The organism is Imbroritus primus, assembly GCF_964332355.1.
Taxonomy (GTDB): Bacteria; Pseudomonadota; Gammaproteobacteria; order Burkholderiales; family Burkholderiaceae; genus Imbroritus; species Imbroritus primus.
In genome coordinates, this window is record NZ_OZ201293.1 from 1,466,325 (window position 1) to 1,492,455 (window position 26,131).

The following is a 26,131-nucleotide window of genomic DNA, read 5'->3' on the forward strand; positions in this document are numbered from 1 at the left end:
ACGGAAAATGTTGTTCAAAAAGCCGTTCGTGTCGCTGCGAGCGGCTTTTTTTCTTGAAAATCAGTTTTTTTGTGGTGGTGTCGGGTACGTGTTCTGCGTGGGCTCTTGCAAAAGGCCGCCGCAGCCCAATTTAGCCTGTAATTGACTGACTGGGGATAAATGATGTCTGGAACCCAACTCCTCCCTGCCGAGCAGATTCACCTGCCACTGTTGCCGTTGCGCGATGTGGTGGTGTTTCCGCATATGGTGATTCCGCTGTTCGTTGGTCGTCCCAAATCCATCAAGGCCCTGGAAGCCGCCATGGAAGTGGGCAAAAATATCATGCTCGTGGCGCAGAAGACCGCGGCCAAGGATGAGCCGACCGACAAGGACCTGTACGAAGTTGGCTGTATCGCCAACATCCTGCAGATGCTCAAGCTGCCCGACGGTACCGTCAAGGTACTGGTCGAAGGCACGCAACGCGCCAATATCGTCGACGTGACGGAAGACGAGTCGCATTTCACCTGCGAGGCCGTGCCGGTCGCGCCAGGTCCGGTGGAATCCGCCGAGACCGAGGCGCTGCGCCGCGCGATCGTTTCGCAGTTCGATTCCTACGTCAAACTGAACAAGAAGATCCCGCCCGAGATCCTGACTTCGCTGTCCGGTATCGATGAGCCCGGTCGTCTGGCGGATACCATTGCCGCCCATTTGCCGATCAAGCTCGAGCAGAAGCAGAAAGTGCTCGAGATGCTGAGCGTGACCGAGCGTCTTGAAAGCCTGCTGTCGCAGCTCGAGGGCGAGATCGACATCCTGCAGGTAGAAAAGCGCATCCGTGGCCGCGTCAAGCGGCAGATGGAGAAGAGCCAGCGCGAGTACTACCTGAACGAACAGGTCAAGGCCATCCAGAAGGAACTGGGTGAAGGCGAAGAGGGCGCGGACCTCGACGAACTCGAGAAAAAGATCAAGACGGCGCGCATGAGCAAGGAAGCGCGCAAGAAGGCTGAAGGCGAGTTCAAGAAGCTCAAGCTGATGTCGCCGATGTCGGCTGAGGCGACGGTCGTGCGCAATTTCATCGATACCCTGGTGTCGCTGCCGTGGACCAAGAAGAGCAAGGTCAACAAGGACCTGTCGAACGCCGAGCGCGTGCTCGATTCGGACCACTATGGCCTCGAGAAGGTCAAGGAACGTATCCTCGAGTACCTCGCGGTGCAGCAGCGCGTCGACAAGGTGAAAGCGCCGATTCTGTGCCTCGTCGGGCCTCCTGGCGTGGGCAAGACCTCGCTCGGCCAGTCGATCGCCAAGGCCACGAACCGCAAGTTCGTGCGCATGGCGCTCGGTGGCGTGCGTGACGAGGCCGAGATTCGCGGTCACCGCCGGACCTACATCGGCTCGATGCCCGGCAAGATCCTGCAGAGCCTGACCAAGGTCGGCGTGCGCAATCCGCTCTTCCTGCTCGACGAGATCGACAAGATGGGCCAGGATTTCCGTGGCGATCCGTCTTCCGCGCTGCTCGAGGTGCTCGATCCGGAACAGAACCATACGTTCCAGGATCACTACATCGAAGTCGACTTCGATCTGTCGGACGTGATGTTCGTGGCGACCTCCAACTCGCTCAACATCCCGGCGCCGCTGCTCGACCGGATGGAAGTCATCCGCCTCTCGGGTTACACCGAGGACGAGAAGATCAACATCGCCATGCGCTACCTGCTGCCGAAGCAGATCAGTAACAACGGCCTGAAGCCGAACGAGATCGACGTCGCCGAAGATGCGATTCGCGACATCATCCGCTACTACACGCGCGAAGCCGGTGTGCGTTCGCTCGAGCGCGAGCTGTCGAAGATCTGCCGCAAGGTGGTCAAGCTGCTGCTGCTCAAGAAGGAGAGTGGCACGGTCAAGGTCAACTCCGAGAATCTCGACAAGTTCCTCGGGGTGCGACGCTTCGATTTCGGCCTGGCCGGCAAGCAGAACCAGATCGGTCAGGTAACCGGCTTGGCGTGGACCGAGGTGGGCGGCGATTTGCTGACCATCGAGGCAGCCACGATGCCGGGCAAGGGGGCCATCATCCGTACCGGCTCGCTGGGTGACGTGATGAAGGAGTCGGTTGAGGCTGCACGTTCGGTGGTGCGCTCGCGCTCCCGCCGTCTCGGCATCCGCGATGAGGTGCTCGAGAAGCGTGACATCCACATCCACGTGCCGGAAGGCGCGACACCGAAAGACGGTCCGTCCGCCGGTATCGCGATGACTACGGCGCTGGTGTCGGTGTTGACCGGCGTGCCGGTGCGTGCTGATGTGGCCATGACCGGCGAGATCACGCTGCGCGGCGAAGTACTGCCGATCGGTGGTCTCAAGGAAAAACTGCTGGCGGCTCATCGTGGCGGTATCAAGCTCGCTTTGATTCCGGAAGAGAACGTGAAGGACCTGCAGGACATTCCGGACAACGTGAAGAACAGCATCGAGATCGTGCCAGTGCGGTGGATCGAGAAGGTGCTCGAACTTGCGCTGGAACGCATGCCGGAGCCGATTCCGGAGGATGATCCCAAGGCGGCGAAACCGGCTGAGGTGGGAGACAAGCCGGATGCCGCGAAAGCAGAGATGACGCATCACTGAGGTATCGCTGAACCAATCGCCCCGGTCATCCGACCGGGGCTTTTTTTTTGCTATACCAAATTGCTCCTGCGGGAGAGCCGGATCTGCCGGATGCGGGCGCAATGTAGGTGCTGCTGGTGCGGTAGAGGTGCCGTCCAGGCGTGCCAGTGGTGCGATGGGCGTGCATTCGCGATGCGTTTTCCGTAGTTGCCGGAGGTAGGGTCGTGGCAAGCCGCATGAATCCTCACGAAATTTTGTATTTCGCCCGGAAAACCGCTTGACATAAGGCTTTGCCAAATGTTTAATGACTTCGCCCGGCATCGTGCCGGCAAACAATCGGCAGGACGGGAAGAGCCAGCAACGCGCCTGTTTTTCTGCCGCACACCATCTGCCATCTATCTCATTCCGAGGGGGCTTACGTGAACAAGACTGAACTGATCGACCATATCGCCAAGCAGGCGGAAATTTCGAAAGCAGCAGCAGGTCGCGCGCTCGACGCAGTCGTCGGCGCGGTCAAGACGACGTTGAAGAAAGGCGGTACCGTGACGCTGGTCGGTTTTGGCACGTTTGCTGTCGGCAAGCGCGCTGCCCGTACTGGCCGCAACCCGCGCACCGGCACGGCGATCAAGATCAAGGCAGCCAAGGTACCGAAATTCCGCCCTGGCAAAGCACTGAAAGATGCAGTAAACTGATGCGCTTTCGGAAATCGACAACCAAGCGTTGGCCGGTTTCCGTCGTTGCGATGAGCGGGTGCTTAGCTCAGCTGGTAGAGCGGCGCCCTTACAAGGCGTAGGTCGGGGGTTCGATCCCCTCAGCACCCACCAGTTCATCGGTCAACGCAATCTGGAGTGGTAGTTCAGTCGGTTAGAATACCGGCCTGTCACGCCGGGGGTCGCGGGTTCGAGTCCCGTCCACTCCGCCAGCATCATCAAAAAAAGGCGAACATCAGTTCGCCTTTTTTTCTGTGACGTTCGCTATTGTCTCTTGGTGGCGATCATGGAAGTGACCATGGCCGTGCTGATAGAATCCCATTCTCCCGCTCGCTGAGCGTTACGTGAAGAAACCGCATGCTTGAGATCGTCCGCAACCACCGCCGGCTGATGCTGTTTGTGCTGCTTCTGTTGGTGTTCCCGTCGTTTGTCTTCTTTGGCATGGAAAGTTATTCAAGCTTCATGAATAACGCCAACGATGCCGCCAAGGTCGAAGGACGCGTCATTACCAATGCCGAAGTCGATAATGCGATGCGCATGCAGAGCGAGCAGATGCGCCAGGCACTTGGCGCGAGCTACGACCCGCGGCAGTTCGAGAATGCCGAGACGCGTCGTGCGCTCCTCGATGGCATGATCCAGGAACGCCTGATCGCCAATGAGGCGACACGCCTGCACCTGACGGTTTCCGATGCGCATCTGCAGGAAGCCATCATGGCGATTCCCGCCATCGCGCAACTGCGCAGTGCAGACGGCAAGTTCGATGTGGACGGTTATCGCCAGCTGCTGGGTGCGCAGGGCATGACCCCGGAACAGTTCGATGCCCGCATGCGTTTCGACCTGTCCACGCAGCAGCTTGTTCGCTCGATTGCCGCCACCGACATCATTCCCGCCAGCCTGATCGACCGCCTGATCGCCATCCGCGACCAGCAGCGCGTCGTGCAGGCTGTCACGTACAAGCCGGCGGACTACGCTGCCCGCGTGACACCAGACGAGGCTGCGCTCAAGGCCTATTACGATGGCCATGCCGCCGAGTTCGCGGTGCCGGCGCAAGCCAAGGTCGAGTACCTGGTGCTGTCGGCCGACAGTTTCGCGCAGGGCGTGACGGTCACGCCGGAGGAGCTGCAGTCTTACTACGAGCAGAACAAGAAGCGCTTCCAGACTGCCGAGGAGCGCCAGGCAAGCCATATCCTGATCGTATCGCCGAAGGATGCTCCGGCTGCAGATCGCGCTGCGGCCAAGGAAAAGGCTGCCAAGCTGCTGGCCGAGGTACGCGCCAATCCCGCATCGTTCACTGAGGTCGCCCGCAAGAACTCGCAGGATCCCGGCTCCGCCGAGAAAGGTGGTGACCTGGGAACCTTTGGCCGTGGTGCAATGGTGAAGCCGTTCGAGGACGCCGTTTTCGCGCTGAAAAAGGATGAGATCAGCGATCTCGTCGAAACCGATTTCGGCTATCACATCATCCGCGTAACCGGCATCAAGGCGAGCGAAACACGTCCGCTTGATGCCGTGCGGGCCGAGCTGGAAAAAGAGATCCGGACGCAGAAGGCCACCAAGCAGTATGGCGAGGCGGTCGACCAGTTCACCAATACCGTTTACGACCGCTCCGAAAGCCTGAAGCCGGCTGCAGAACGCCTGAAGCTGACGATCCAGACTGCTACCGGTGTGACACGCCAGCCCAATCCGGCCCTGGGTCAGAGCCCAATCAATAACGAGAAGGTGCTCGCCGCGATCTTTTCGGACGACGTGCTGAAAAACAAACGTAATACCGAAGCGATCCAGGTTGGCCCAAATACGCTCGTCGCGGCGCGTGTCGCTGAATACCAGCCGGCCACGACGCGCAAGCTCGAAGACGTGAAGGACGAACTGCGCGCCAAGGTCGTGGCCCAGGAGGCGGCCGCGCTCGCGCGCAAGGCTGGCGAAGCACGCGTCGCTGCGCTCAAGCAGGCACCGTCGGATGAGGGTTTCGGCGCACCACTGACGGTGTCACGCAGCCAGGCAGGCGATCTCCCCGGCGCAGCGCTGGAAGCGGTCATGCGTGCCGACACCAGCAAGCTGCCGGCGTTCGTCGGGGTCGATCTCGGTGCCAATGGTTATGCGGTACTGCGTATCAACAAGGTGCAGGAAGGTGCCAAGCCCGATGCGGCGCGCCGTCAGGCAGATATCCGCCAGCTGGAGCAGATTGCCGGACAGAGCCAGTTCGATGCCTATTACCAGAACCTGAAGAGCCGCTCGAAGGTCCAGATCATTCGGCCGGCGACGGCACCGGCTGAGGGCTGACAGGCTCGCGGCAAGAAAAAAGCGCATCTCCGGATGCGCTTTTTTTATGAGAAGAAGGTGGCAGTGACAGGGCAACCCGCGGCTGACGGCTTGCATCACACCGAACACGGCGCGAATATGGCGCGGGCATGGTGCGCACATGATGCGGATAGGGCGGATCGAATACTCCCTCCGCCGTTCAGCCAATGTCTTGCCGGCCGCCGTGTAGCCCTTGCGCTGCCGCCGCGAAAGTTTCCTGCCCGGCATCGGCAATCGGCACCGCCAAGGCATCGCCATACGCCGGGAAGTTGCGCGTCATCGAACGCGTATAGGTCGGATCGTAGTGGCTGCGCAGCATGGCCTCGACAAATTCGCCAGCTTGTCCCGCTTCCACCAGTGACAGCCATTGGGCAATGGTCTTGTTGCCATGCAGGGGCGCGAGGTAGGCGAGCTGTTCGGCCAACTGGGTCGTGTCCGCCAGGAAGTGCTGATACTCCTCCAGCAGCAGCGTGACGCGTACCGGCATCGGCGTTTCCACCCGCAGGCATTGCCCGCTGCGAATGGCTTCCATGAGCGGGTCCGGCACATGCACACGGCCCACGCGCTTGCTTTCCGCCTCCACGAAAATCGGGCGGGCAGGGTCGAAGCGCCGCAGCGCATCCCACAGGCGCGACTCGAACATCTTCTGCGACGGCTGGCTGGCGTGCGGGTGGGCGCCAAGCACCGAGCCGCGATGGGCCGCCAGCTCTTCCAGATCGAGCACCTGTGCCCCAGCGTCGGCGAGGGAGCCTAGCAATCGCGTTTTGCCGCTGCCGGTCGGACCGCACAGCACGATGAAACGCAGGCGCCCGGAAAGCGGTGCCATGGCCTCAATGACTTCCCGGCGATAGGCCTTGTAGCCGCCTTCCACCAGATCCGCTTTCCAGCCGATCTGAGACAGCACCAGCGCCATCGCGCCACTGCGATTACCGCCTCGCCAGCAGTAGATCAAGGGATGCCACTGCTTGGGATGACCCAGGAACTGCGTTTCGATATGCCGGGCAATATTGTGTGCGACGAGGGCCGCGCCCACCTTCTTGGCTTCGAACGGCGATACCTGCTTGTACAGCGTGCCGACGCGCGCGCGCTCATCGTTGTCGAGTACCGGGCAATTGATGGCGCCGGGGATGTGGTCTTCGGCAAATTCCGCCTGGGAGCGGACGTCGATGATCGCGGAGTATTGGTCGAGGTCCGGCAGCGCCTCGGCGCTGGGGACCACTCGCGGCAGCTTCATGGCAAGGGAGGATATGGGGCAATGCCGCGCATTGTAGCGCGGCGCGCGCATGGCGCGCTGACCATGCCCGGCAGGCAGGCGTCAGCGCTTCAGCATGGGCTGCAGGTGTGGCCAGACGGTATCGAGCATGGCGGGCTGGGCGGCAGCCGTCGGATGGATGCGATCCTGCTGGAACCACTCGGGGCGGGTCACCACATGCTCGAGGAGGAACGGCACGTAGCCGGCCTTGTATTCCTTGGCGGCACTGCCGAAGGTCTGAAAGAAGCGTTCGGTGTACTGCTGGCCGTAGTTGGGCGGGATACGCATGCCGATCACCAGGCTGCGTGCGCCGGCATTGCGGCTCGCGGCCAGCATGGCGCGCAGGTTTGTCTGGGTGGACAGCAGCGACAGGCCGCGCAGTGCGTCGTTGGCCCCGAGCTCGATGATCACGAGGGCCGGCTTGTGCTGCTGCAGGAGTGCCGGCAGACGGGTCTTGCCGCCGCTCGTGGTTTCGCCGCTAATGCTGGCATTGACGACGCTATAATCGAACTTCTGCGCCTTCAGGCGGTCTTCCAACAGGCTGACCCAGCCCGTGCCACGTGCGAGCCCATACTCAGCCGACAGGCTGTCGCCCATCACCAGGATCACGGGGGCGGCTAGCGCCGATGCCGGCGTCAGTCCCAGCGCCAGTGCGGTCGTGACGGCGAGGCCGACCATCGCCGCCAGGCGTTTCAATGCTTTCCATTTGTGCTCGAACATGTCGTCATCCATTCTCGAAGTCGCAGGCCTTGGCAAGACCGTCACCGATGCTACCGGGCCGCTGGCTATTTTGCACGACATCCACTTTTCCGTTGCGGCCGGGGAGAGCCTCGCCATTGTCGGCGCATCCGGCTCAGGTAAATCCACCCTGCTTGGCTTGCTTGCGGGGTTGGACCTGCCGACCACCGGGTCGGTTCGCCTGCTCGGGCAACCGCTGTTCACACTCGATGAAGACGCCCGTGCACGACTCCGGGGCGAGCATGTCGGTTTCGTGTTCCAGTCGTTCCAGCTGGTTGGGCACCTCACGGCGCTGGAGAACGTCATGCTGCCGCTCGAACTGCGTGGTGAAACGGAAGGCGCCGAAGCCCGCGCAGCCGACATGTTGGCGCGCGTAGGGTTGTCGGCGCGTCTGCGGCATTACCCGAAGACATTGTCAGGCGGTGAGCAACAGCGCGTGGCACTGGCCCGCGCATTTGTGACTCGTCCTGCAGTGCTGTTTGCCGATGAGCCGACCGGCAGCCTGGATACGGCAACCGGCGAGGCGGTAATCGGCCTGATGTTCGAGCTGAACCGCAGTGCCGGTTCGACCTTGATCCTCGTCACACACGACCGCTCGGTCGCGGCCCGCTGCGGGCGCGTGCTGACCATCGAAGCCGGGCGCATCGCCAGCGACGAAGTCCTGGCGGCGGATATCTAGGTTTTTTTCTGTACTTGCTGTTTGAATCTGCCGGTGCGCGGGCAGGAAGCACGCTCAACCGCGAGCGCGGCGGATCAATGCAGCTGTCGACGCATCATGCGGATGGCTGGCGCCGCCGTTCAGCTCTTCGAGAATCGGCTTGGCAAGCACCTTGCCGAGTTCGACGCCCCATTGGTCGAATGAGTTGATGTTCCAGATCGCCCCTTGTACAAACGTACGATGCTCGTAGAGCGCGACGAGTGCACCGACGGCGTGAGGCGTCAGCGCCGGCAGCAGCAGGGTATTGCTGGGTTGGTTGCCGCGACAGGCCAGGTGCGGTGCCAGTTCCGGCTCGACACCCTGTGCGGTGATGTCATCCAGGGTGCGTCCGTGCATCAGCGCTTCACCCTGTGCAAAGCAGTTTGCCAGCACCTTGGCATGATGGCCAGGAAGCGTATGCGGCGCCTTGAGCGGAACGATGAAATCCACCGGAATCAGCTGCATGCCCTGGTGCAGCAATTCGAAGTAGGCATGCTGTCCGTTGGTGCCGGCCGTGCCCCAGATGATCGGCGACGTGCGGTACGACACGGGCGTACCATCCTTGCGCACCGACTTGCCGTTGCTTTCCATCTCCAGTTGCTGGAGGTGAAACGGAAATAGTTCCAGTGAGGCGCTGTATGGCGCCATGCAGGTGCTGGCGCTGTCGAAGAAGTTGCGGTACCACACGCCGAGCATGCCGAGGATCATGGGCATGTTCTGGAGCGGTGCGGCCGTGGCGAAGTGCCGGTCCATCGCATGCGCGCCTGCCAGCAGCTCGGAGAAATGCTCATAGCCGATGCTCAGCACGATCGATAAACCGACGGCGGACCAGAGTGAATACCGTCCGCCGACCCAGTCCCAGAACTCGAACATATTGGCAGGATCGATGCCGAAGGCACGCACCGCATCGGTATTGGTGGAGACGGCAACGAAATGGCGTGCCAGTCCTGCCTCCGGCACGCCATGGGCGATGAACCAGTCGCGCGTGCTGTGCGCGTTGGTCATCGTCTCCAGGGTGGTGAAGGTCTTGGAGCAGACGATGACGAGCGTGGTGGCCGGTTGCACGCGCGCCAGGATTTCCGTGAGTTCGACGCCATCGACGTTCGAGACGAAATGCATGCGCAGGCGCGGCGAAGCGAGATGCGACAGGGCGCGGCACGCCATGCGTGGACCGAGATCCGAGCCGCCGATACCGATATTGATCACATCCGTGATCGCCTGGCCGTCGTGGCCCCGCCATGTCCCGTTGCGTACGGCATCGCTGAAGTCGCGCATGCGCGCCAGCACGGCGGCGACTGCCGGACCGACTGGTTCGCCATTGGCGCAGTATTGCTCGCCGGGCGCAGCGCGCAGCGCAACATGCAGGGCTGCGCGGTGCTCGGTGGTGTTGACCTGCTCGCCAGCCAGCATGGCATCGCGGGCGGCCAGTACGCCGGCTTCTTCCGCCAATTGCATGAGCAGTGCCATCGTTTCAGGCGTGATGCGATTCTTGCTGTAGTCCAGATGCAGGCCGGCAGCCTCGACCGATAAGGTCGCCACGCGTGCGTCGCCGTCACTCCGCGCGAACAGGTCCCGCATCCGAACCGTGCGCATGGTCTGGCAGTGGTGGGTGAGGGCGTTCCAGGCGGGTAGATCCGTCAGCATGTGGTGTGCGGCGTGGTCTTGTCGATTGCGTTGTCAGTGGGCCCGCTGCTCTCAGCGCGCCGTTGGGGTCGAATCGCGGAGTGACTCGCAAAGTGACAGGCAGTGCGACTCGCAGCGTGACTCGCGGTGTGCGAAATAGGGGTGGAGTATAGCGCGCCGGGGCACGGCCTTCCATCGTCCAACGTCCTACAAACCGGGGGATCCCTGCATGAGTTCGACAAGTTCGCGATAGACCGCGCGTGCGGCGCATGCAAGGTCGCCGGCGGCCAGTCCTGCCATGCCCGCGCCCTGGGCGACCAGGCGGTCGGCTGCCGCGCCATGCAGCCACACTGCCGCAAGCGCCGCCTCCCAGCCAGGCATGCCTTGCGCAAGCAGCGCGCCCGTCATGCCAGCGAGCACATCGCCTGTGCCGGCGGTTGCCAGCGCAGCATTCCCTGTCGGGTTGATCGCCAGGCGGCCATCCGGCGCGGCCACCACGGTGCCAGAACCCTTCAGTACGCTTACCGCGCCATAGCGCTTGCTCAGCGCGCGCGCGGCAGCGAGGCGGTCGGTCTGGACCGTGGCGATATTTCCGGATAACAGGCGCGCTGCCTCCAGCGGATGTGGCGTGAGCACATCCTGTTCGTTCAGATGCGGCGGCGTGCGCGCCTGCGCCAGCAAATTGAGAGCATCGGCATCCAGTACATGCCGCGCCGTGCGTGGCGTGCCGGCATTCAGCAAATCGAGCCAGGGCTGCGCCCTTGTGCCCTGGCCCATGCCCGGCCCGAGCACGATGGCGTCCATGGCGGTGCGGTCGATCTGGCTTGCTGCGCGCAGCATCAGTTCCGGGTGCTGTACATCGAATGCCGGCGGCGCATCGTTCAAAAAACCCACATGTACGCGCCCGGCGCCCAGCCGTAGCGCTGCGCGCGCGCTCAGCAAGGGGGCGCCGCACATGCCAGCGTCCCCGCCGATGATGGCGAGACTGCCATAGCTGCCCTTGTGCGAGGCATGCAGGCGAGCCGGCAGGGCGTGGGCAAAGCATGCCGGCCCATTCAGCATGATCTCGGCGGTGACGCCGTCTGGCAGGGGGAGTCCCAGGTCATCGGTACTCACCGTGCCGGCAAAGTCCCGGCCCTGGCCGGTGTAGAGCCCTGGTTTGGCGCCAATGAACGTCAGCGTCGCGGTGGCGCGAATGGCCTGCTGCGCAACGCCGGTATCGGCTTGCAGGCCGCTCGGGATGTCGAGCGCAAAGCGCGGGACCGGTGCATGGTTGAGCTGCTCGATCACGCTGACGAGGTCCCCTTCCACGGCGCGGCTCAGGCCGATGCCGAGCAGGCCGTCCACGATGGCGCTCATGCGGGGTGGAAACGCCGGCAGTACGTATGGCGCCATGCCGGCTGCTGGAGCCGGTGGCGGAAGGATGTCAGTCGGCACCTTCGCGACACAGGCATCGTGCCACGCCTGAGAGGCATCCGCAGGCAGGCGTTCCGGCGGCGCCAGCAGCCAGACCCGCACCGCGCGGCCGGCGCGATGTAGCATGGTGGCCGCGACCAGCGCGTCGCCGCCGTTGTTGCCGGGACCCGCGACGAACAGCAGCGTCCCACCACCCGGTGCCACGCCGTCAAGCCAGCGCGCGGCGGCGCGGCCGGCGCGGGTCATGACGGCGTAGGAAGGTTCGCGCTGGAACGCGGCGGCCTCGATGGCCCGGATCTGGCGTGTCAGGTAGAGCGGCGTCGGTGTGTCCATGGCGGGTCTACATCAGCCCATCGGGCGGCAGGCCGAGGCCGGCTGAGTGCAGCAGGGTTTCCACTGTCATGGCAGCCGACAGCAGGACTTCGTCAAGCATGCCGGCATGCGATAGCATCAGGCCGACCGGCAGCGCGCCCGGCGGCTGGCACGGCAGCGAGATGGAGCAGCCATCCAGGAAATTGAAGACTGCGGTATTGCGCAGCAGCAGGGCATTGGCGCGGAAGAAGGCATCATCGTGCGCCAGGGCCGCAATGGGCGGGGCCAGCAGGGGCACGGTCGGGCACAGGATGGCGTCAAAAGGCTCGATGCGGGCCTCCACGCGTTCGATCCAGTCTGTCCGCGCATCGATGAGATCGAGATAGTCCGCAGCGCTCATCGCCGCACCGCGTTCGATGCGGGCGACCACACGGTGATCGACCATGGCGCGGCGCGTACTCAGCAGCTTGCGATGCACAGCCCACGATTCAGGCGCGGAAAAGCCGCCTGCCGCGTTCAGGGCCGCGAGCTCGCCAAGCTCCTGCAACGGGATTTCCTCAATGCTCGCGCCAGCCTCGCGCAGGAGGCGTAACGCCCGCTCGAAGGCTTCGCCGACCTCCGGTTCGAGTTCATCCAGCAGCAACGTTTGCGGGACGGCGAAACGCAAGGTCGATGCCGGTACGGCGGCCGGCCGCAGCGGTTGGTCGGCGAGCACACTGTCGAGGCGCAGGCAGTCGGTGACCGAGCGCGCCATGGCGCAGGCGGTGTCGAGCGTACGCGAGAGTGGCAGGGCGCCATCCAGCGGCACGCGGCGCTGGGTCGATTTGAAACCGGTCAAGCCGTTGAGCGCAGCGGGGATGCGGATTGAGCCTCCGGTATCGCTGCCCAGTGCTGCCACACAGAGGCCGAGTGCGACCGAGACCGCGGCCCCCGACGACGATCCGCCCGGAATACGTTCGACACTGCGGTCGGTGGGATTGCGCGGCGTGCCGTAATGCGGATTGATGCCGACACCGGAAAATGCAAACTCGGTCATGTTGGTGCGGCCCATCAGTGCCGCACCGGCGGCGCGCAGGCGCCGTACAGCCTCGGCGTCGGACGTTGCCGCAGCAGCGTCGTCACGTGCCACCGAGGCCGAGCGTGTGGTTTCACCGGCCACGTCGTACAGGTCCTTGATGGAAACCGGCAAGCCTGCCAGCGGACCAAGCGGCTCGCCTGCGGCACGTGCCGCGTCCGCAGCCCGGGCTGTGGCCAGGGCGCTGTCGAACCAGGTGTGGAGGTAGACCGAGGTAGCTTCAGGAGCATTGCTGGCGGTAATGCAGCGCTCAAGCAACTCGGTATGGGTCAGGTCGCCAGCGGCAATGCGCGCGAGAATGGTATCGATAGTGGGTAGCATGGCGCACTCAAAAACAGGGCCGGAAGCATGGGCGAACCAGTCTAGCGAGGCCATCGCGGGGACGCAAGGCTCGGCAGGCCTGAGCACGGCACGAGATGCAAGTGCCGCGCAGTGCGCTTTGCGTCGCCAGCGCAAGGGACCACCGGCATGCGCCGCGCTGCACTCTGGCCGATGGCGCCATATCGCCAGCAGGGCGGGCAGGGTACAATACGGGTTTTGCCGGACGCCGCCTGTTCGTGGCGTTCTTTCACCGCTTTTCACTCAGATCATGGCGCATTTTTCGTGCTTTCCCGGTGCTTCGGCGCTGTCCGTCTTCCGTCAACAACGCCTGCTTGCCGCCCTGCGCGAAATCGATAGCGATATCGAAGCGATTCACGGCCAGTTTGTCCATCTTGTCGCCAGCGATCGCGTGCTCAGCCAGGACGAGCAGGGCTATGTCGCGGCGCTGCTGACCTATGGTGCGCCGTTCACTGCCGAAACCGAAGGCGACCGTTTCGTGGTCATCCCGCGTTTTGGCACGATTTCACCATGGGCCAGCAAGGCCACGGATATCGCGCACAACTGCGGCCTGCCGCAGGTGCGGCGCATCGAACGCGGCGTGGCCTACACCGTGACGTGCAAGAAAGGCCTGCTGCGCGGCCGCAAGAGCCTCGCGCCGGAACAGCGCGAGGCCGTGGCGGCACTGCTGCATGACCGCATGATCGAAACCGTGGTGGCGACGCCGGAAGACGGTTACCGCCTGTTCGACGAGTTGCCGGCCAAGCCGCTGCAGTTCGTTGATGTACAGGCAGGCGGGCGTGCCGCGCTGGTGGATGCCAACGTAGCGATGGGTCTGGCGCTGTCGGAAGACGAGATCGATTACCTCGTCGATGCCTATCGTACGCTGGAGCGTAATCCGACCGACGTCGAGCTGATGATGTTCGCGCAGGCCAACAGCGAGCACTGCCGCCACAAGATTTTCAACGCGACCTGGACCATCGACGGCGAGGAACAGGACAAGTCGCTGTTCCAGATGATCCGCAATACCCACGCACTGGCGCCGCAGGGCACGGTCGTGGCGTATTCCGACAATGCCGCCGTCATGGAAGGCGGGATGGCCGAACGCTGGTTCCCGCAAGGAGAACTCCATCAGTACGCGGCGCGCCAGGCGCTGACGCATACCGTGATGAAGGTCGAGACGCACAACCACCCGACCGCGATTTCCCCGTTCCCCGGCGCCTCCACCGGGGCTGGCGGCGAGATCCGCGATGAGGGCGCCACTGGTCGCGGCGCGAAGCCGAAGGCTGGCTTGACCGGCTTTACGGTTTCCAACCTGATGCTGCCCGGTGCGGTACAGCCCTGGGAGAACGCGCGTGATGCCACCCGGCCGGCTGCAGCCGGCGACACCCCGGGCGTGACCGGCAAGCCGGAGCGCATCGCCTCGGCGCTCGATATCATGATCGAAGGCCCGATCGGCGGGGCAGCGTTCAACAACGAATTCGGCCGGCCCAATCTCGGCGGCTATTTCCGCGTGTACGAGCAGAACGTCGGCGGAACCGTGCGCGGCTATCACAAGCCGATCATGATCGCCGGCGGCATCGGCAACATCGATGCCGCGCACACGCACAAGAATGCATTGCCACCCGATACGCTGCTGATCCAGCTGGGCGGTCCCGGCATGCGTATCGGCATGGGTGGCGGCGCGGCCAGTTCGATGGCCACCGGGACCAACGCGGCCGACCTCGATTTCGATTCCGTGCAGCGTGGCAATCCGGAGATGGAGCGGCGCGCGCAGGAAGTCATCAACGCCTGCTGGGCGCTGGGTGACGCCAACCCGATCCAGTCGATCCACGATGTGGGCGCGGGCGGGATCTCGAATGCCTTCCCCGAACTGGTCGACGGCGCCGGCCGCGGTGCGCGTTTCGACCTGCGGCAGGTGCACCTGGAAGAGAGCGGCATGAGCCCCGCCGAAATCTGGTGCAACGAATCGCAGGAGCGCTACGTGCTAGCCATCCTGCCGAACGATCTGCCGCGTTTCCAGGCCATCTGCGCGCGCGAGCGTTCGCCGTTTGCCGTGGTCGGCGTGGCGACCGAGGCGCGCCAGCTGCAGCTGATTGATGGCGATGCCGATCCCGCGCAGAAGGAACGTTTCCCGGTCGACATGCCGATGGACGTCTTGCTCGGCAAGCCGCCACGCATGCACCGCGATGTCACCCGCGTTGCGCAGACCCTGCCGCCGGTCGATGTCACGGGACTGTCGCTCGACCAGGTAGCCTTCGACGTGCTGCGTCACCCCACCGTGGCGAACAAGTCTTTCCTGATTACTATCGGCGACCGTACCGTCGGCGGCCTGAACGTGCGTGACCAGATGGTCGGCCCGTGGCAGGTACCGGTGGCCGACTGCGCGGTCACGACGCTCGATTTCAGCGGTTACGCCGGCGAAGCCATGACCATGGGCGAGCGTACGCCGCTGGCCGTGATCGATGCGCCTGCCTCAGGTCGCATGGCAATTGGTGAGGCGATCACCAACCTGGCCGCCGCACCGGTTGCCAATCTCGGCCAGGTCAAGCTATCGGCCAACTGGATGGCAGCGTGCGGCGTGGCGGGTGAAGATGCCAAGCTGTTCGATACCGTCAAGGCGGTGGGCATGGAACTATGCCCGGCGCTTGGCATCAGCATTCCGGTCGGCAAGGATTCGTTGTCGATGCGCACCAAGTGGCAAGACAACGGCGTGGACAAGGAAGTGGTTGCGCCAGTGTCGCTGATCATCTCGGCCTTTGCACCGGTGACCGACGTACGCCGCACGCTCACGCCGCAACTGCGTGCCGATGTAGACACCACGCTGATCGCCATCGACCTCGGCCGCGGCAAGCACCGCATGGGTGGCAGCATCCTGGCACAGGTGACGCAACAGATCGGCAATGAGACCCCGGATGTCGATAGTGCCGAGGACCTCAAGCAGTTCTTCACCGTGATCCAGGCTCTGAACCAGGACGGCAAGCTGCTTGCTTACCACGACCGTTCCGATGGCGGCTTCTTCGCTACCGTCTGTGAAATGGCGTTTGCCGGGCATGTCGGCGTGTCGCTCAATGTCGATATGCTGGCGCTCGATGCGCAGGAGCCGGACCATGGTGATGCCAAGAACTGGGCCCAGCAGGTTGCCGAGCGCCGTAATGACCAGACGCTGCGCGCGCTGTTCAATGAAGAGCTGGGCGCGGTCATCCAGGTGCGCGCAGAAGAGCGCGACGCCGTGTTTGCCGTCCTGCGCGCACATGGCCTGTCAGCCTGTAGTCATGTGATCGGCAAGCCGAACGGCAATGATGTGATCGAGATCTACCGCGATGCCAAGAAGGTATTCGGACAATCGCGTGTCGACCTGCAGCGCGCTTGGAGTGAAGTCAGTTGGCGCATCGCTGCGCTGCGCGACAACTCCGCTTGCGCCGACAGCGAATACGACCGCATCCTCGATGCTGCCGATCCGGGCATGACGCCGCATCTGACCTTCGATCCGACCGATGATATCGCCGCGCCATTCATCAGCACAGGCACGTGTCCGCGCGTCGCCATCCTGCGCGAGCAGGGCGTCAACTCGCAGGTGGAAATGTCGTACGCCATGGCGCGTGCCGGCTTCGATACCTACGACGTGCACATGAGCGACCTGATCGCCGGCCGTGCCGATCTGGCCGACTTCAAAGGCTTCGTCGCATGCGGTGGCTTCAGCTACGGCGATGTGCTCGGCGCGGGCGAGGGCTGGGCCAAGACCATCCTGCTGAATGGCAAGATGGCCGAGCAGTTCGCCGCTTTCTTCAACCGCGCTGATACGTTCGCGCTGGGCGTCTGCAACGGTTGCCAGATGATGAGCAACCTTGCGCCGATCATCCCTGGTGCGGGTGCGTGGCCGCGCTTCACGCGCAACCAGTCGGAGCAGTATGAGGCGCGTCTGGCGCTGGTGGAAGTGCAGGCATCGCCGTCGATCTTCTTTGCCGGCATGGAAGGCAGCCGGATCCCGATCGCCGTGGCGCACGGCGAAGGCTTCGCGGATTTCTCGCAGCATGGTGACCGCGCCGCGGCGCCGGTCGCGTTGCGCTTCGTCGACAACCATGGCAAGCCCACTGAGGTGTATCCGCTCAACCCGAACGGCTCGCCCGACGGCATTACCTCGGTGACCACCACCGACGGCCGCTTCACCGTGCTGATGCCGCATCCGGAACGCGTGTTCCGCGCTGTGCAGATGAGCTGGCATCCGGAAGGATGGGATGGCGACAGCCCGTGGATGCGCATGTTCCGCAATGCGCGCAAGTGGGTCGGCTGAGCGGCTTGCCGCCACGGCGGAACGACGAGCAGTTCGTCAAATAAAACGGCACCGTGAGGTGCCGTTTTATTTGGGCCGAAAATCCTGTGTCAGGGCTGCGGCCGGATCATGATGAGGCAATGCTGTCAGATATCGTCATCGATTCACGGGTCGTGCTCAGAACTTCTCGAATTTGCCCAGATAGCGCCACTGGCCCGGCGGCAGCGCACCGAGCACAACGCGCCCCATGCGGATCCGTTTCAGGCCCACGACCTGCAGGCCGACGAGCTCGCACATGCGACGGATCTGGCGTTTCTTGCCTTCTCGCAGTACAAAGCGCAGTTGCTCCGGGTTCTGCCAGCTGACCTTGGCCGGCTTGAGCGCCACGCCGTCTAGCGACAGGCCATGTTCCAGCTGCTTTATTGCAGCGGCCGGGAACACGCTCTGCACATCGCGGTCAACGATGCCTTGGGGCGTCGCATAGGCCACGCGCACCAGATACTCTTTCTCGGTCGTGGAGTCCTCGCCGATCAGCGCCTTGGCGATGCGGCCATCCTGGGTCAGCACGAGCAGGCCCGTCGAGTCGATATCGAGCCGGCCGGCCGGCGCAAGGCTCTTGCGGTGCCATGGCTGGAAGCGTTTGCCGGAAGTGTCTTCCTCCCACTGGTTCTCAGGCGTGACCAGTGTGACGGCTGGCGTATAGCCATCCTCGGCCTGTCCGGAGACATAGCCCACCGGTTTGTGCAGCAGGATGGTCACGCGCTCCTCCTGCACGCTGCGCGCGGCGGCGTCGATTTCGATGCGGGCATCTTCAGGAATGCGCGTGCCGAGTTCGGTCACCGGCTCGCCATTCACGCGTACCCAGCCGCGCGGAATCCATTCGTCGGCTTCGCGGCGCGAGCACAGGCCCAGCTCGGACATGCGCTTGGACAGGCGAACGCCGGTCTGGTCATGGACCGCTTCATCTCGCTCGCTGGCCGGCAGCATGTCGGCCGGGGCGCTGGGTGGTCGGGATGCACCTTCGACAGCGCGTCGACGCTCCGGCCTGCTTGCCGGCTTGCGCTGGTCATCCGCATTGCGCGCGGAGGCGTAGTCGGATCGGCCTGCGCCGCGTGGAGGGCGCGTATTCTCGCCTCGGTCACGCCATTCGGAGCGGCGCGGTGCGCCCGGCGCACGGTCGTCCTCGTCCCTGCGTGTCCGCGGAGCATATGGGCGCTGCTCATTTCCATATTCCCGCGAGCGTCCAGGGGGGCGTTCCGACGTGTGCCCCGGACGTCGCTCGAATTGCCCTTGCGATTTGCGGTCCTGCCAGGGACGTGGCGATGCGGGGCGCTCGGATGTGTATCCGCCGTCACGCGGTGCGCGTGACGGGCTTCGTTCTCGGGCATCGCCGGGATCACCGCGGAAACTCCGGTCGCCGCGGTCAATGCGATCACCACGGAAGCCGCGACCATCACGGTCGCTGCGGAAGCCTCGGTCAGCCGTGCCTTCGCGATTGTCACGAAAGCCGCGGTCACCTCGCTCGCTGCGGAAACCCCGATCACCGGAATCGCCGCGCTCGCTGCGGAAACCATGGTTACCACGGTCGTTACGTTCACCGCGGAAGCCACGCTCTCCAGCGTTGCTGCGCTCACTACGGAAGCCGCGATCATCGCGGTTCCCACGCTCACCACCGCGAAAGCTCCGGTCACCGGCATCGCTGCGCTCGCTACGGAAGCCTCGGTCATCACGATTGCTGCGATCACCTCCGGCGCCACGATTACCCCGGTCAGCGTAGCTGCCTCGATCGCGATAGCCTCCACGATCCTCAAACCCAACCGGTTTTGCACGCGCTGGCCTGCCGCGATCGGTGTCGCTCGCACGCTGGGCGGGCGCACGTGCATCGCCGCTCCGGCTCTTGCCGTCAGCCTTGGTGGGCGCCGGGCGAGCGAGGGCAGCTTCGCGCACACGCTTTCGGTTGAGGTCGGAGACGCGCACGGGCCGTGCCGGACGCGCCGGGGCCGACGGGCTGGATGCGGCATCGCCGGCGGGGCGCTTGACGCCAAGGGTACGGCGTGGCCGCGAGGAATCGTTCATGGTGGACTCAGATAACAGGGTGATGTCAATGGTGGTGCTTATACCACCAACGCATCGAGAAGATCGGTTTCCAGCCGCAGTTGCAGCTTGCTGTTTTCGGCGAGGCGGGTGCCGTCGATGAGGAAGACGTCCTCCACGCGTTCGCCGAGCGTGTTGATGTGCGCGGTATGCAGCGAGACGCCGTGGCGTGCCAGCACGCGCGCGATGGCGTAGAGCAGGCCAGTGCGGTCATTGGCGGACACGGACAGCAGGTAGTACTGGCCACGCTCGTCGGGCCGCAGGTCGACGCGCGGCTTGATTGGGAAGCTGCGCGACTGGCGCGACAGGCGTCCGCGCGTTGGCTCGGGCAGTGGTTCATCGCGTTCCAGGTGGATCACCAGCTCGTGCTCGACCAGGGCGATGATGTCACGATAGTGCTGCACGCTGTCCGGATCGGTGATCTGGAAAGTATCCAGCGCGTAGCCGTGCCGCGTGGTGTGGATCTTGGCATCGAGAATCGAAAAGCTCTTGCGGTCGAAGTAGCCGCAGATGCGCGCGAACAGATCGGTCTTGTCCCGCGTGTAGACCGCCACCTGGAGACCCTCGCCGGCCTGCGACAGGCGCACGCGGACGATGGGCGTCGGGCTGTTGACCTTGTCGTGCAGGTGGCGCGTGAGCCAGGCGATGTCGCGCGCGTCATGGCGCAGAAAGAATGCGACGTCGAGCTGGTCCCACAGTGCCTCATGCGCACGGCTGTCCATGGTGACCAGGCGCAGCAGGCTGATGGCTTCTTCCTTGCGCTGGGCGAGCAGCGAATGACGGTCAACCGCGTCGCCGCCGAGCACGCGCAGTGTCATGCGGTACAGGTCTTCCAGCAGCTTGCCTTTCCAGGCATTCCACACTTTTGGACTGGTGCCGCGGATATCGGCCACCGTCAGCAGATAGAGCGCGGTGAGGTAGCGTTCGTTGCCCACGGCCTTGGCAAAGTTGCGGATGACTTCGATATCGCCGAGATCCTGCTTTTGTGCGACCTGGCTCATGGTGAGATGGTGCTCGACCAGCCAGCAGATGAGGTCCGCATCTTCCTTGGCCACGCCATGCTGCCGGCAGAAGCGCCGGGCGTCGCCCACGCCGAGCAGCGAGTGGTCGCCACCACGCCCCTTGGCAATGTCATGGAATAGGGCAGCGACATACAGCACCCATGGTTTGTCGAAATGCGCCATCAGCTGGCTGCAGTACGGAAACTCGTGGGTGTGCTCGACGATGGCGAAACGCCGCACGTTGCGTACCACCATGAGGATGTGCTGGTCCACCGTGTAGACGTGGAACAGGTCATGCTGCATCTGGCCGACGATGCGCCGGAAGTTGATGAGATAGCGGCCCAGCACGCTGGTCTGGTTCATCAGCCGCAGTGCATGCGTGATACCGCGTGGCTGTTGCAGAATGGCCAGGAACAGCCTGCGGTTTTCCGGATCGCGGCGCCACTTGGCATCCATCAGGGTGCGTGCGTTGTACAGCGCGCGCAGCGTATTGGCCGACAAGCCTTTGACGCCGCTAGCCTGCTGATAGATCAGGAAGGTCTCGAGAATCGCGTGCGGGTTTTTTTCGTAAATATCCGCTTCGCTCACTTCGAGCATGCCCTGGCGCTCGTAGAAGCGCTCGCTGAGCGGCCGGATGACTGCCGATTCCTGCGGGAACAGCCGGGCTTCGATATTGAGCAGCAGCACCGTGTTGAGCTGCGTGACGGCCTTGGCGACCCAATAATAGCGACGCATCAGCAGTTCGCTGGCGCGCTTGACGTTGTTGCCGCGATAACCGAACGATTCTGCTAGCGTGGTCTGCAGGTCGAACACCAGCACATCCTGACGGCGACCGGCGAGGATGTGGAGACGCGCCCGGATTGTCTTGAGCAGGCGTTCGTTGCGCGACAACTCCTGCGCTTCGCGCCGGGTCAGCAATCCCTTGTCGAACAGCTCGTTCCAGCTGTCGCCGAAACCGGCGGCCTTGGTCATCCAGAGGATCACCTGCAAATCGCGCAGTCCGCCCGGACTTTCCTTGCAGTTCGGTTCCAATGCGTACGGTGTGTACTGGTACTTGGCGTGGCGCTGACGCATTTCCAGCAGTTTGGCCTGGAAGAACTCGCGTGCATTGACAGTGGGTGCGAAGCGTTGCTGGAAGGTCTCGAACAGGGCCCGGCTGCCAGCGACGAGGCGCGCTTCCAGCATGGACGTTTGCACGGTGATGTCCTGCTGTGCTTCCAGCAGGCACTCCTCGACGGTGCGCACGGCGGAGCCGAGCTCGAGCCCGAGATCCCAGCCCAGGCCGATGAACTGTTCGATGCGCTGGTTGCATTCCGTATCGGTATTCTCCGGGACCAGCACCAGCACATCGACATCCGAGTGCGGTGCCAGTTCGCCACGGCCATAACCGCCCACGGCTACCAGCGCGACTTCGCGCGGCAGTTGCAACACCGTCCACGCTTCGCGCAGCGCCTCGTCGACCATGCGGCGGCGGCGCGTGAGCAATGTCTGTACATTGTGGGTCCGCGCGAAGTCCTCGTACAGCTCTCGCGTCCGTGTTTTCAGTCCGGTGCGCAGGCGGGGGGCGAGGTCGGGGTCGGCAAGAATATCCATGGGTGCGCCGTGCGGTCGGGCGGAATTCGACGCCCCTGGGCTGGCCAGGGGCGGGGGCTTGCGTTCAGGCGGCAGCGGGTGCGGCTTGTGAGGGGCGTGGCTGCGTGCCGGCTGAGACGGTCAGTACCTCATGTCCGCTGTCCGTCACCAGGACGGTGTGTTCCCACTGCGCGGACAGGCTGCGGTCGCGCGTCTTGACGGTCCACTGGTCCGGCATGGTACGGATGTCGCGCTTGCCGGCATTGAGCATCGGCTCGATGGTGAAGATCATGCCTGGCTTGAGTTCGATGCCCGAGCCCGGACGCCCGTAATGCAGGATCTGCGGATCTTCGTGGAAGTTCTTGCCGATGCCGTGTCCGCAGTACTCGCGCACGATGGAGTAGCCGGCCTGTTCCGCATGCTGCTGGATGGCATGGCCGATGTCGCCAAGATGCGCGCCCGGGCGGACCTGGTCGATGCCTTTCCACATGCACTCGAAGGTAATCTGGCAGAGCCGCTTGGCAAGGATGGAGCCTTCTCCGACGATGAACATGCGGCTGGTATCGCCGTAGTAGCCTTCCTTGGTGATGACGGTGATGTCCAGGTTGACGATGTCACCGTTCTTCAGCACGCGGTCGCCGGGAATGCCGTGGCAGATCACGTCGTTGACCGAGGTGCAGATCGACGCCGGAAACGGCGGATAGCCGGGCGGGGCGTAATTTAGCGGCGCCGGTACGGTGCCTTGCTCGTCGCGCATGTAGGCGTGGCAGAGCGCGTCGAGCTTGCCGGTGGTGACGCCGGCCTGAACGAATGGCGTGATGTAGTCGAGGACCTCTGCCGCGAGGCGGCATGCAACGCGCATCTGCGCGATGTCTTCGGCGGTTTTCAGGTGAATCGTCATGCTGTCCATGGTAAGGCAGCGCGGGGAGGGCGCTGCGGTAGTCGGGCGGGGCGATCTGAAAGTGATTTTCAGATCCTATTTCCCCGATCAATCCGGATAGCGTGATTATCGCACAGGCGGCGCGCTTCCAAGGCTGGATCGGGGGAGAATGCGTCACGCACTTCCCGGTACCTGCGATGTGCTGGCCGCGGCAGTCGGCGGCCGGGCAGGGCGCCCCTCGGGCAACTGCCCGTCCATCTTGAGCCCCGGGGTGAAAGCCTGTTATACTTGCGGGCTAGGCACTTGGGGATCGCGTCCTGTCGGACCCGACTCACTGTGCCTGAATCGCGAGCCGCGCCATCCGGGGTGTTCCTGTTGAGGAATGTCGGGCGCGTCTTCAGACCTAACCCTATTGGAGAATCCTCATGGCTGTGACCATGCGTGAAATGCTGGAAGCTGGCTGCCACTTCGGCCACCAAACCCGCTTCTGGAACCCGAAAATGGCTCCCTTCATTTTCGGCCATCGCAACAAGATCCACATCATCAACCTCGAAAAGACGCTGCCGATGTTCCAGGACGCGCTGAAGTACGTGCGTCAGCTGTCGGCCAACCGCGGCACCATCCTGTTCGTGGGCACCAAGCGTCAATCGCGCGAAATCCTCGCCGAGGAAGCCGCACGCGCCGGTATGCCGTATGTCGACAGCCGCTGGCTGGGCGGCATGCTGACCAACTTCAAGACGGTCAAGATTTCCATCAAGCGCCTGAAGGACATGGAAGCCATGCTGGAATCGGGCGCCGTGGAACAGATGAGCAAGAAGGAAGCGCTGATGTTCGAACGCGAGATGGTCAAGCTGCAAAAGTCCATCGGCGGCATCAAGGACCTCGGCGGTGTGCCGGACGCCATCTTCGTGGTGGACGTCGGTTACCACAAGATCGCCATCACCGAAGCCAACAAGCTGGGTATCCCCGTGATCGGCGTGGTCGATACCAACCACACCCCTGATGGCATTGACTATGTCATCCCGGGCAACGACGACTCGAGCAAGGCCGTGGCCCTGTACGTGCGCGGCGTGGCCGACGCGATCCTGGAAGGCCGTGCCAACGCGGTGCAGGAAGTGGTCGAAGCCGTGCGTGGCGAAGGCGACGAGTTCGTCGAAGTCACCGAAGGCTGAGCCGACAGGCGGGACTTTCCGACCGCCTGCGCGTGAATGCCGGCCGCTTCCGTGCCGGGCAGCGCGTCCAGGGAGTCCTGAGCAAAAAAGGGGCGATGCAGATCGACCCCTTTTTTTTAAGCAGCGGACTGGACATTCCGGTCCCTGCGCCGACCAGACACTGTCATCCGGCAATGGCACCATCGTCGCCGGATCCAACATCAACGGCCGGCCTGAGACATCAGGCGGCACACAAATCTAGGAGCACACAAATGGCTGCAATTACCGCAAGCATGGTGGCAGAACTGCGCGCAAAGACCGACGCGCCGATGATGGAATGCAAGAAGGCCCTGACCGAAGCCGACGGCGACCTGGCCAAGGCCGAGGAACTGCTGCGCGTCAAGCTGGGCAACAAGGCCAGCAAGGCGGCTTCGCGTGTGACGGCTGAGGGCGTGGTGGCTGCGTTCATCGATGGCACCAAGGGTGCGCTAATCGAACTGAACTGCGAAACCGACTTCGTTTCGAAGAACGACGACTTCCTGAAGTTCGCCTCCGACCTGGCCAAGGTCGTCGCCAACGAGCAGCCGGCCGACGTGGCTGGCCTGTCGGCGCTGAGCCTGGACGGCGAGCAGATCGAAGCTGCACGCACCCGTCTGATCGGCAAGATCGGCGAAAACATGACCATTCGTCGCTTTGCCAAGTTCCAGGGCGGCGGCAAGCTGGCATCGTACCTGCACGGCACGCGCATCGGCGTGATGGTCGAGTTCGAGGGCGACGAAGTGGCGGCCAAGGACGTGGCGATGCACATCGCAGCCATGAAGCCGGTATCGCTGTCGTCGAACGACGTGCCGGCCGAGCTGATCGCCAAGGAGCGCAGCATTGCCGAGCAGAAGGCTGCCGAATCGGGCAAGCCGGCCGAAATCACTGCCAAGATGGTGGAAGGTTCGGTGCAGAAGTACCTGAAGGAAGTTTCGCTGCTGAACCAGCCGTTCGTGAAGAACGACAAGCAGACCGTCGAGCAGATGCTGAAGGCCGCCAACACTACCGTGAAGGGCTTCACCCTGTATGTGGTGGGCGAAGGCATCGAGAAGAAGCAGGACGACTTCGCTGCCGAAGTGGCCGCCCAGGTGGCAGCCGCGAAGCAGGGCTGATGCTCTTGGCCTGTTTCCGGCGCAAGCCGGGGCAGGCCGGCGTACCGGGCGGCGTGCCTTGGCCGCTGCCCGCCCGCGGCACCGTATAATGCCGCAGGCCCGTTTTCAGCGTGGCTCCCCTGGCACACCTGGGGCGATGCTGAAAACCGGCTTTCAATCCTATCCGGATTGCATAGCTTGGTCTTTTGCAAGGCCCGCTGTGACATCAAACAGAACATAGCCACACCGAGGGTGACCATGCCAGCCTACAAGCGCGTTCTTCTCAAATTGTCCGGCGAAGCCCTCATGGGCGACGATGCCTTCGGCATCAATCGCAGCACCATCGAAGGCATGGTCAGCGACATCGCCGGCATCGTCAATCTGGGTGTCCAGGTGGCGATCGTTATCGGCGGCGGCAATATCTTCCGGGGCATGGCGGGCGGTGCAGCCGGCATGGACCGCGCCACGGCCGACTACATGGGCATGCTGGCCACCATGATGAACGCGCTGGCGCTGCAGGATGCGCTGCGCCACGCGGGCATCGAAGGCCGGGTGCAGTCTGCGCTGCGCATGGACCAGATCGTCGAGCCGTACATCCGGCCGCGCGCCATCCGCCAGCTGGAAGAGGGGCGCGTGGTGATTTTCGCCGCCGGCACGGGTAACCCCTTCTTCACCACCGATACGGCAGCCGCGTTGCGCGGTGCGGAAATCGGTGCCGAGATCGTGCTCAAGGCGACCAAGGTGGACGGCGTCTACACGGCCGATCCGAACAAGGATCCGAGCGCCACACGTTACTCCACGATCACCTTCGATGAGGCAATCTCGCGCAACCTGCAGGTGATGGATGCCACTGCGTTCGCCCTGTGCCGCGACCAGAAGCTGCCTATCAAGGTGTTTTCCATCGTCAAGCCCGGCGCGCTCAAGCGTGTGATCCTGGGCGAGGACGAGGGCACGCTGGTACATGTCTGATTTGCCGGCTGCGGCAGACGTGCCGTGGCATTGCATCAACTTAAACTGTTTTGGAGAGCT

The 26,131-nt window shown here is 63.6% G+C and carries 17 protein-coding genes and 2 tRNA genes; 11 read left to right on the forward strand and 8 right to left on the reverse strand.

The features are described 5' to 3' along the window. Positions 1-162 precede the first annotated feature (162 nt). From lon to ACQ3C8_RS06755, 5 genes are all read left to right on the forward strand, one after another. Positions 163-2,586: an endopeptidase La gene (gene lon, locus ACQ3C8_RS06735; protein ID WP_428852913.1), complete on the forward strand. Its 2,424-nt coding sequence runs from the start codon at positions 163-165 to the stop codon at positions 2,584-2,586. 398 nt (positions 2,587-2,984) lie between these two features. After that, positions 2,985-3,257: an HU family DNA-binding protein gene (locus ACQ3C8_RS06740; RefSeq protein ID WP_009522581.1), complete on the forward strand. Its 273-nt coding sequence runs from the start codon at positions 2,985-2,987 to the stop codon at positions 3,255-3,257. A gap of 56 nt (positions 3,258-3,313) precedes the next feature. Then, positions 3,314-3,389 (forward strand) — tRNA-Val (locus ACQ3C8_RS06745). Between the two features lie 21 nt (positions 3,390-3,410). After that, positions 3,411-3,487 (forward strand) — tRNA-Asp (locus ACQ3C8_RS06750). A gap of 145 nt (positions 3,488-3,632) precedes the next feature. After that, entirely contained in the window at positions 3,633-5,552 is a 1,920-nt protein-coding gene (locus ACQ3C8_RS06755; RefSeq protein WP_428852914.1) for a SurA N-terminal domain-containing protein, read from the forward strand. Between the two features lie 178 nt (positions 5,553-5,730). On the opposite strand, the gene mnmH is transcribed toward ACQ3C8_RS06755, so the two are convergent. Both mnmH and ACQ3C8_RS06765 read right to left on the reverse strand, forming a co-directional pair. Continuing rightward, on the reverse strand, positions 5,731-6,804 hold the full coding sequence (gene mnmH, locus ACQ3C8_RS06760) for a tRNA 2-selenouridine(34) synthase MnmH (protein ID WP_428852915.1): 1,074 nt from the start codon (positions 6,802-6,804) through the stop codon (positions 5,731-5,733). 81 nt (positions 6,805-6,885) lie between these two features. Further along, positions 6,886-7,542: an arylesterase gene (locus ACQ3C8_RS06765; RefSeq protein WP_428852916.1), complete on the reverse strand. Its 657-nt coding sequence runs from the start codon at positions 7,540-7,542 to the stop codon at positions 6,886-6,888. Here ACQ3C8_RS06765 and ACQ3C8_RS06770 point away from each other — a divergent pair. Beyond that, a complete protein-coding gene (locus tag ACQ3C8_RS06770; protein WP_428852917.1) occupies positions 7,541-8,239 on the forward strand; it encodes an ABC transporter ATP-binding protein in 699 nt (232 codons plus the stop codon). The two genes, ACQ3C8_RS06765 and ACQ3C8_RS06770, sit on opposite strands and share 2 nt — an antisense overlap. A gap of 54 nt (positions 8,240-8,293) precedes the next feature. On the opposite strand, the gene pgi is transcribed toward ACQ3C8_RS06770, so the two are convergent. The 3 genes from pgi to ACQ3C8_RS06785 all read right to left on the reverse strand — a co-directional run bounded on the left by pgi (position 8,294) and on the right by ACQ3C8_RS06785 (position 13,004). Further along, entirely contained in the window at positions 8,294-9,901 is a 1,608-nt protein-coding gene (gene pgi, locus ACQ3C8_RS06775; protein ID WP_428852918.1) for a glucose-6-phosphate isomerase, read from the reverse strand. A gap of 186 nt (positions 9,902-10,087) precedes the next feature. Next, positions 10,088-11,629, reverse strand: a complete 1,542-nt coding sequence (locus tag ACQ3C8_RS06780; RefSeq protein WP_428852919.1) for an NAD(P)H-hydrate dehydratase — start codon at positions 11,627-11,629, stop codon at positions 10,088-10,090. Between the two features lie 7 nt (positions 11,630-11,636). After that, complete coding sequence (locus ACQ3C8_RS06785; protein WP_009522588.1) at positions 11,637-13,004, reverse strand: amidase; 1,368 nt, start codon at positions 13,002-13,004, stop codon at positions 11,637-11,639. Between the two features lie 268 nt (positions 13,005-13,272). Between ACQ3C8_RS06785 and purL the strand changes: the two genes are divergently transcribed. After that, a complete protein-coding gene (gene purL, locus ACQ3C8_RS06790; RefSeq protein WP_428852920.1) occupies positions 13,273-17,295 on the forward strand; it encodes a phosphoribosylformylglycinamidine synthase in 4,023 nt (1,340 codons plus the stop codon). 156 nt (positions 17,296-17,451) lie between these two features. On the opposite strand, the gene ACQ3C8_RS06795 is transcribed toward purL, so the two are convergent. Next, positions 17,452-18,261 carry a pseudouridine synthase gene (locus ACQ3C8_RS06795; RefSeq protein ID WP_009522590.1) on the reverse strand — a complete coding sequence of 270 codons (810 nt, stop codon included), beginning with the start codon at positions 18,259-18,261 and terminating at the stop codon, positions 17,452-17,454. Positions 18,262-18,846: 585 nt separating this feature from the next. On the opposite strand from ACQ3C8_RS06795, the gene ACQ3C8_RS06800 reads away from it, so the two are divergent. Beyond that, entirely contained in the window at positions 18,847-19,365 is a 519-nt protein-coding gene (locus ACQ3C8_RS06800) for a hypothetical protein (protein ID WP_428852921.1), read from the forward strand. 23 nt (positions 19,366-19,388) lie between these two features. Here the strand turns inward: ACQ3C8_RS06800 and ACQ3C8_RS06805 are convergent, their stop codons facing one another. Both ACQ3C8_RS06805 and map read right to left on the reverse strand, forming a co-directional pair. Then, on the reverse strand, positions 19,389-21,962 hold the full coding sequence (locus tag ACQ3C8_RS06805) for a [protein-PII] uridylyltransferase (RefSeq protein WP_428852922.1): 2,574 nt from the start codon (positions 21,960-21,962) through the stop codon (positions 19,389-19,391). Between the two features lie 64 nt (positions 21,963-22,026). Then, on the reverse strand, positions 22,027-22,842 hold the full coding sequence (gene map, locus ACQ3C8_RS06810; protein WP_428852923.1) for a type I methionyl aminopeptidase: 816 nt from the start codon (positions 22,840-22,842) through the stop codon (positions 22,027-22,029). 404 nt (positions 22,843-23,246) lie between these two features. On the opposite strand from map, the gene rpsB reads away from it, so the two are divergent. The 3 genes from rpsB (at position 23,247) to pyrH (ending at position 26,071) form a co-directional block, all read left to right on the forward strand. Then, positions 23,247-23,993, forward strand: a complete 747-nt coding sequence (gene rpsB / locus ACQ3C8_RS06815) for a 30S ribosomal protein S2 (protein ID WP_009522594.1) — start codon at positions 23,247-23,249, stop codon at positions 23,991-23,993. 251 nt (positions 23,994-24,244) lie between these two features. Beyond that, positions 24,245-25,123 carry a translation elongation factor Ts gene (gene tsf / locus ACQ3C8_RS06820; protein ID WP_009522595.1) on the forward strand — a complete coding sequence of 293 codons (879 nt, stop codon included), beginning with the start codon at positions 24,245-24,247 and terminating at the stop codon, positions 25,121-25,123. A gap of 237 nt (positions 25,124-25,360) precedes the next feature. Continuing rightward, a complete protein-coding gene (gene pyrH / locus ACQ3C8_RS06825) occupies positions 25,361-26,071 on the forward strand; it encodes a UMP kinase (RefSeq protein WP_009522597.1) in 711 nt (236 codons plus the stop codon). The last annotated feature ends 60 nt before the right edge of the window (positions 26,072-26,131 follow it).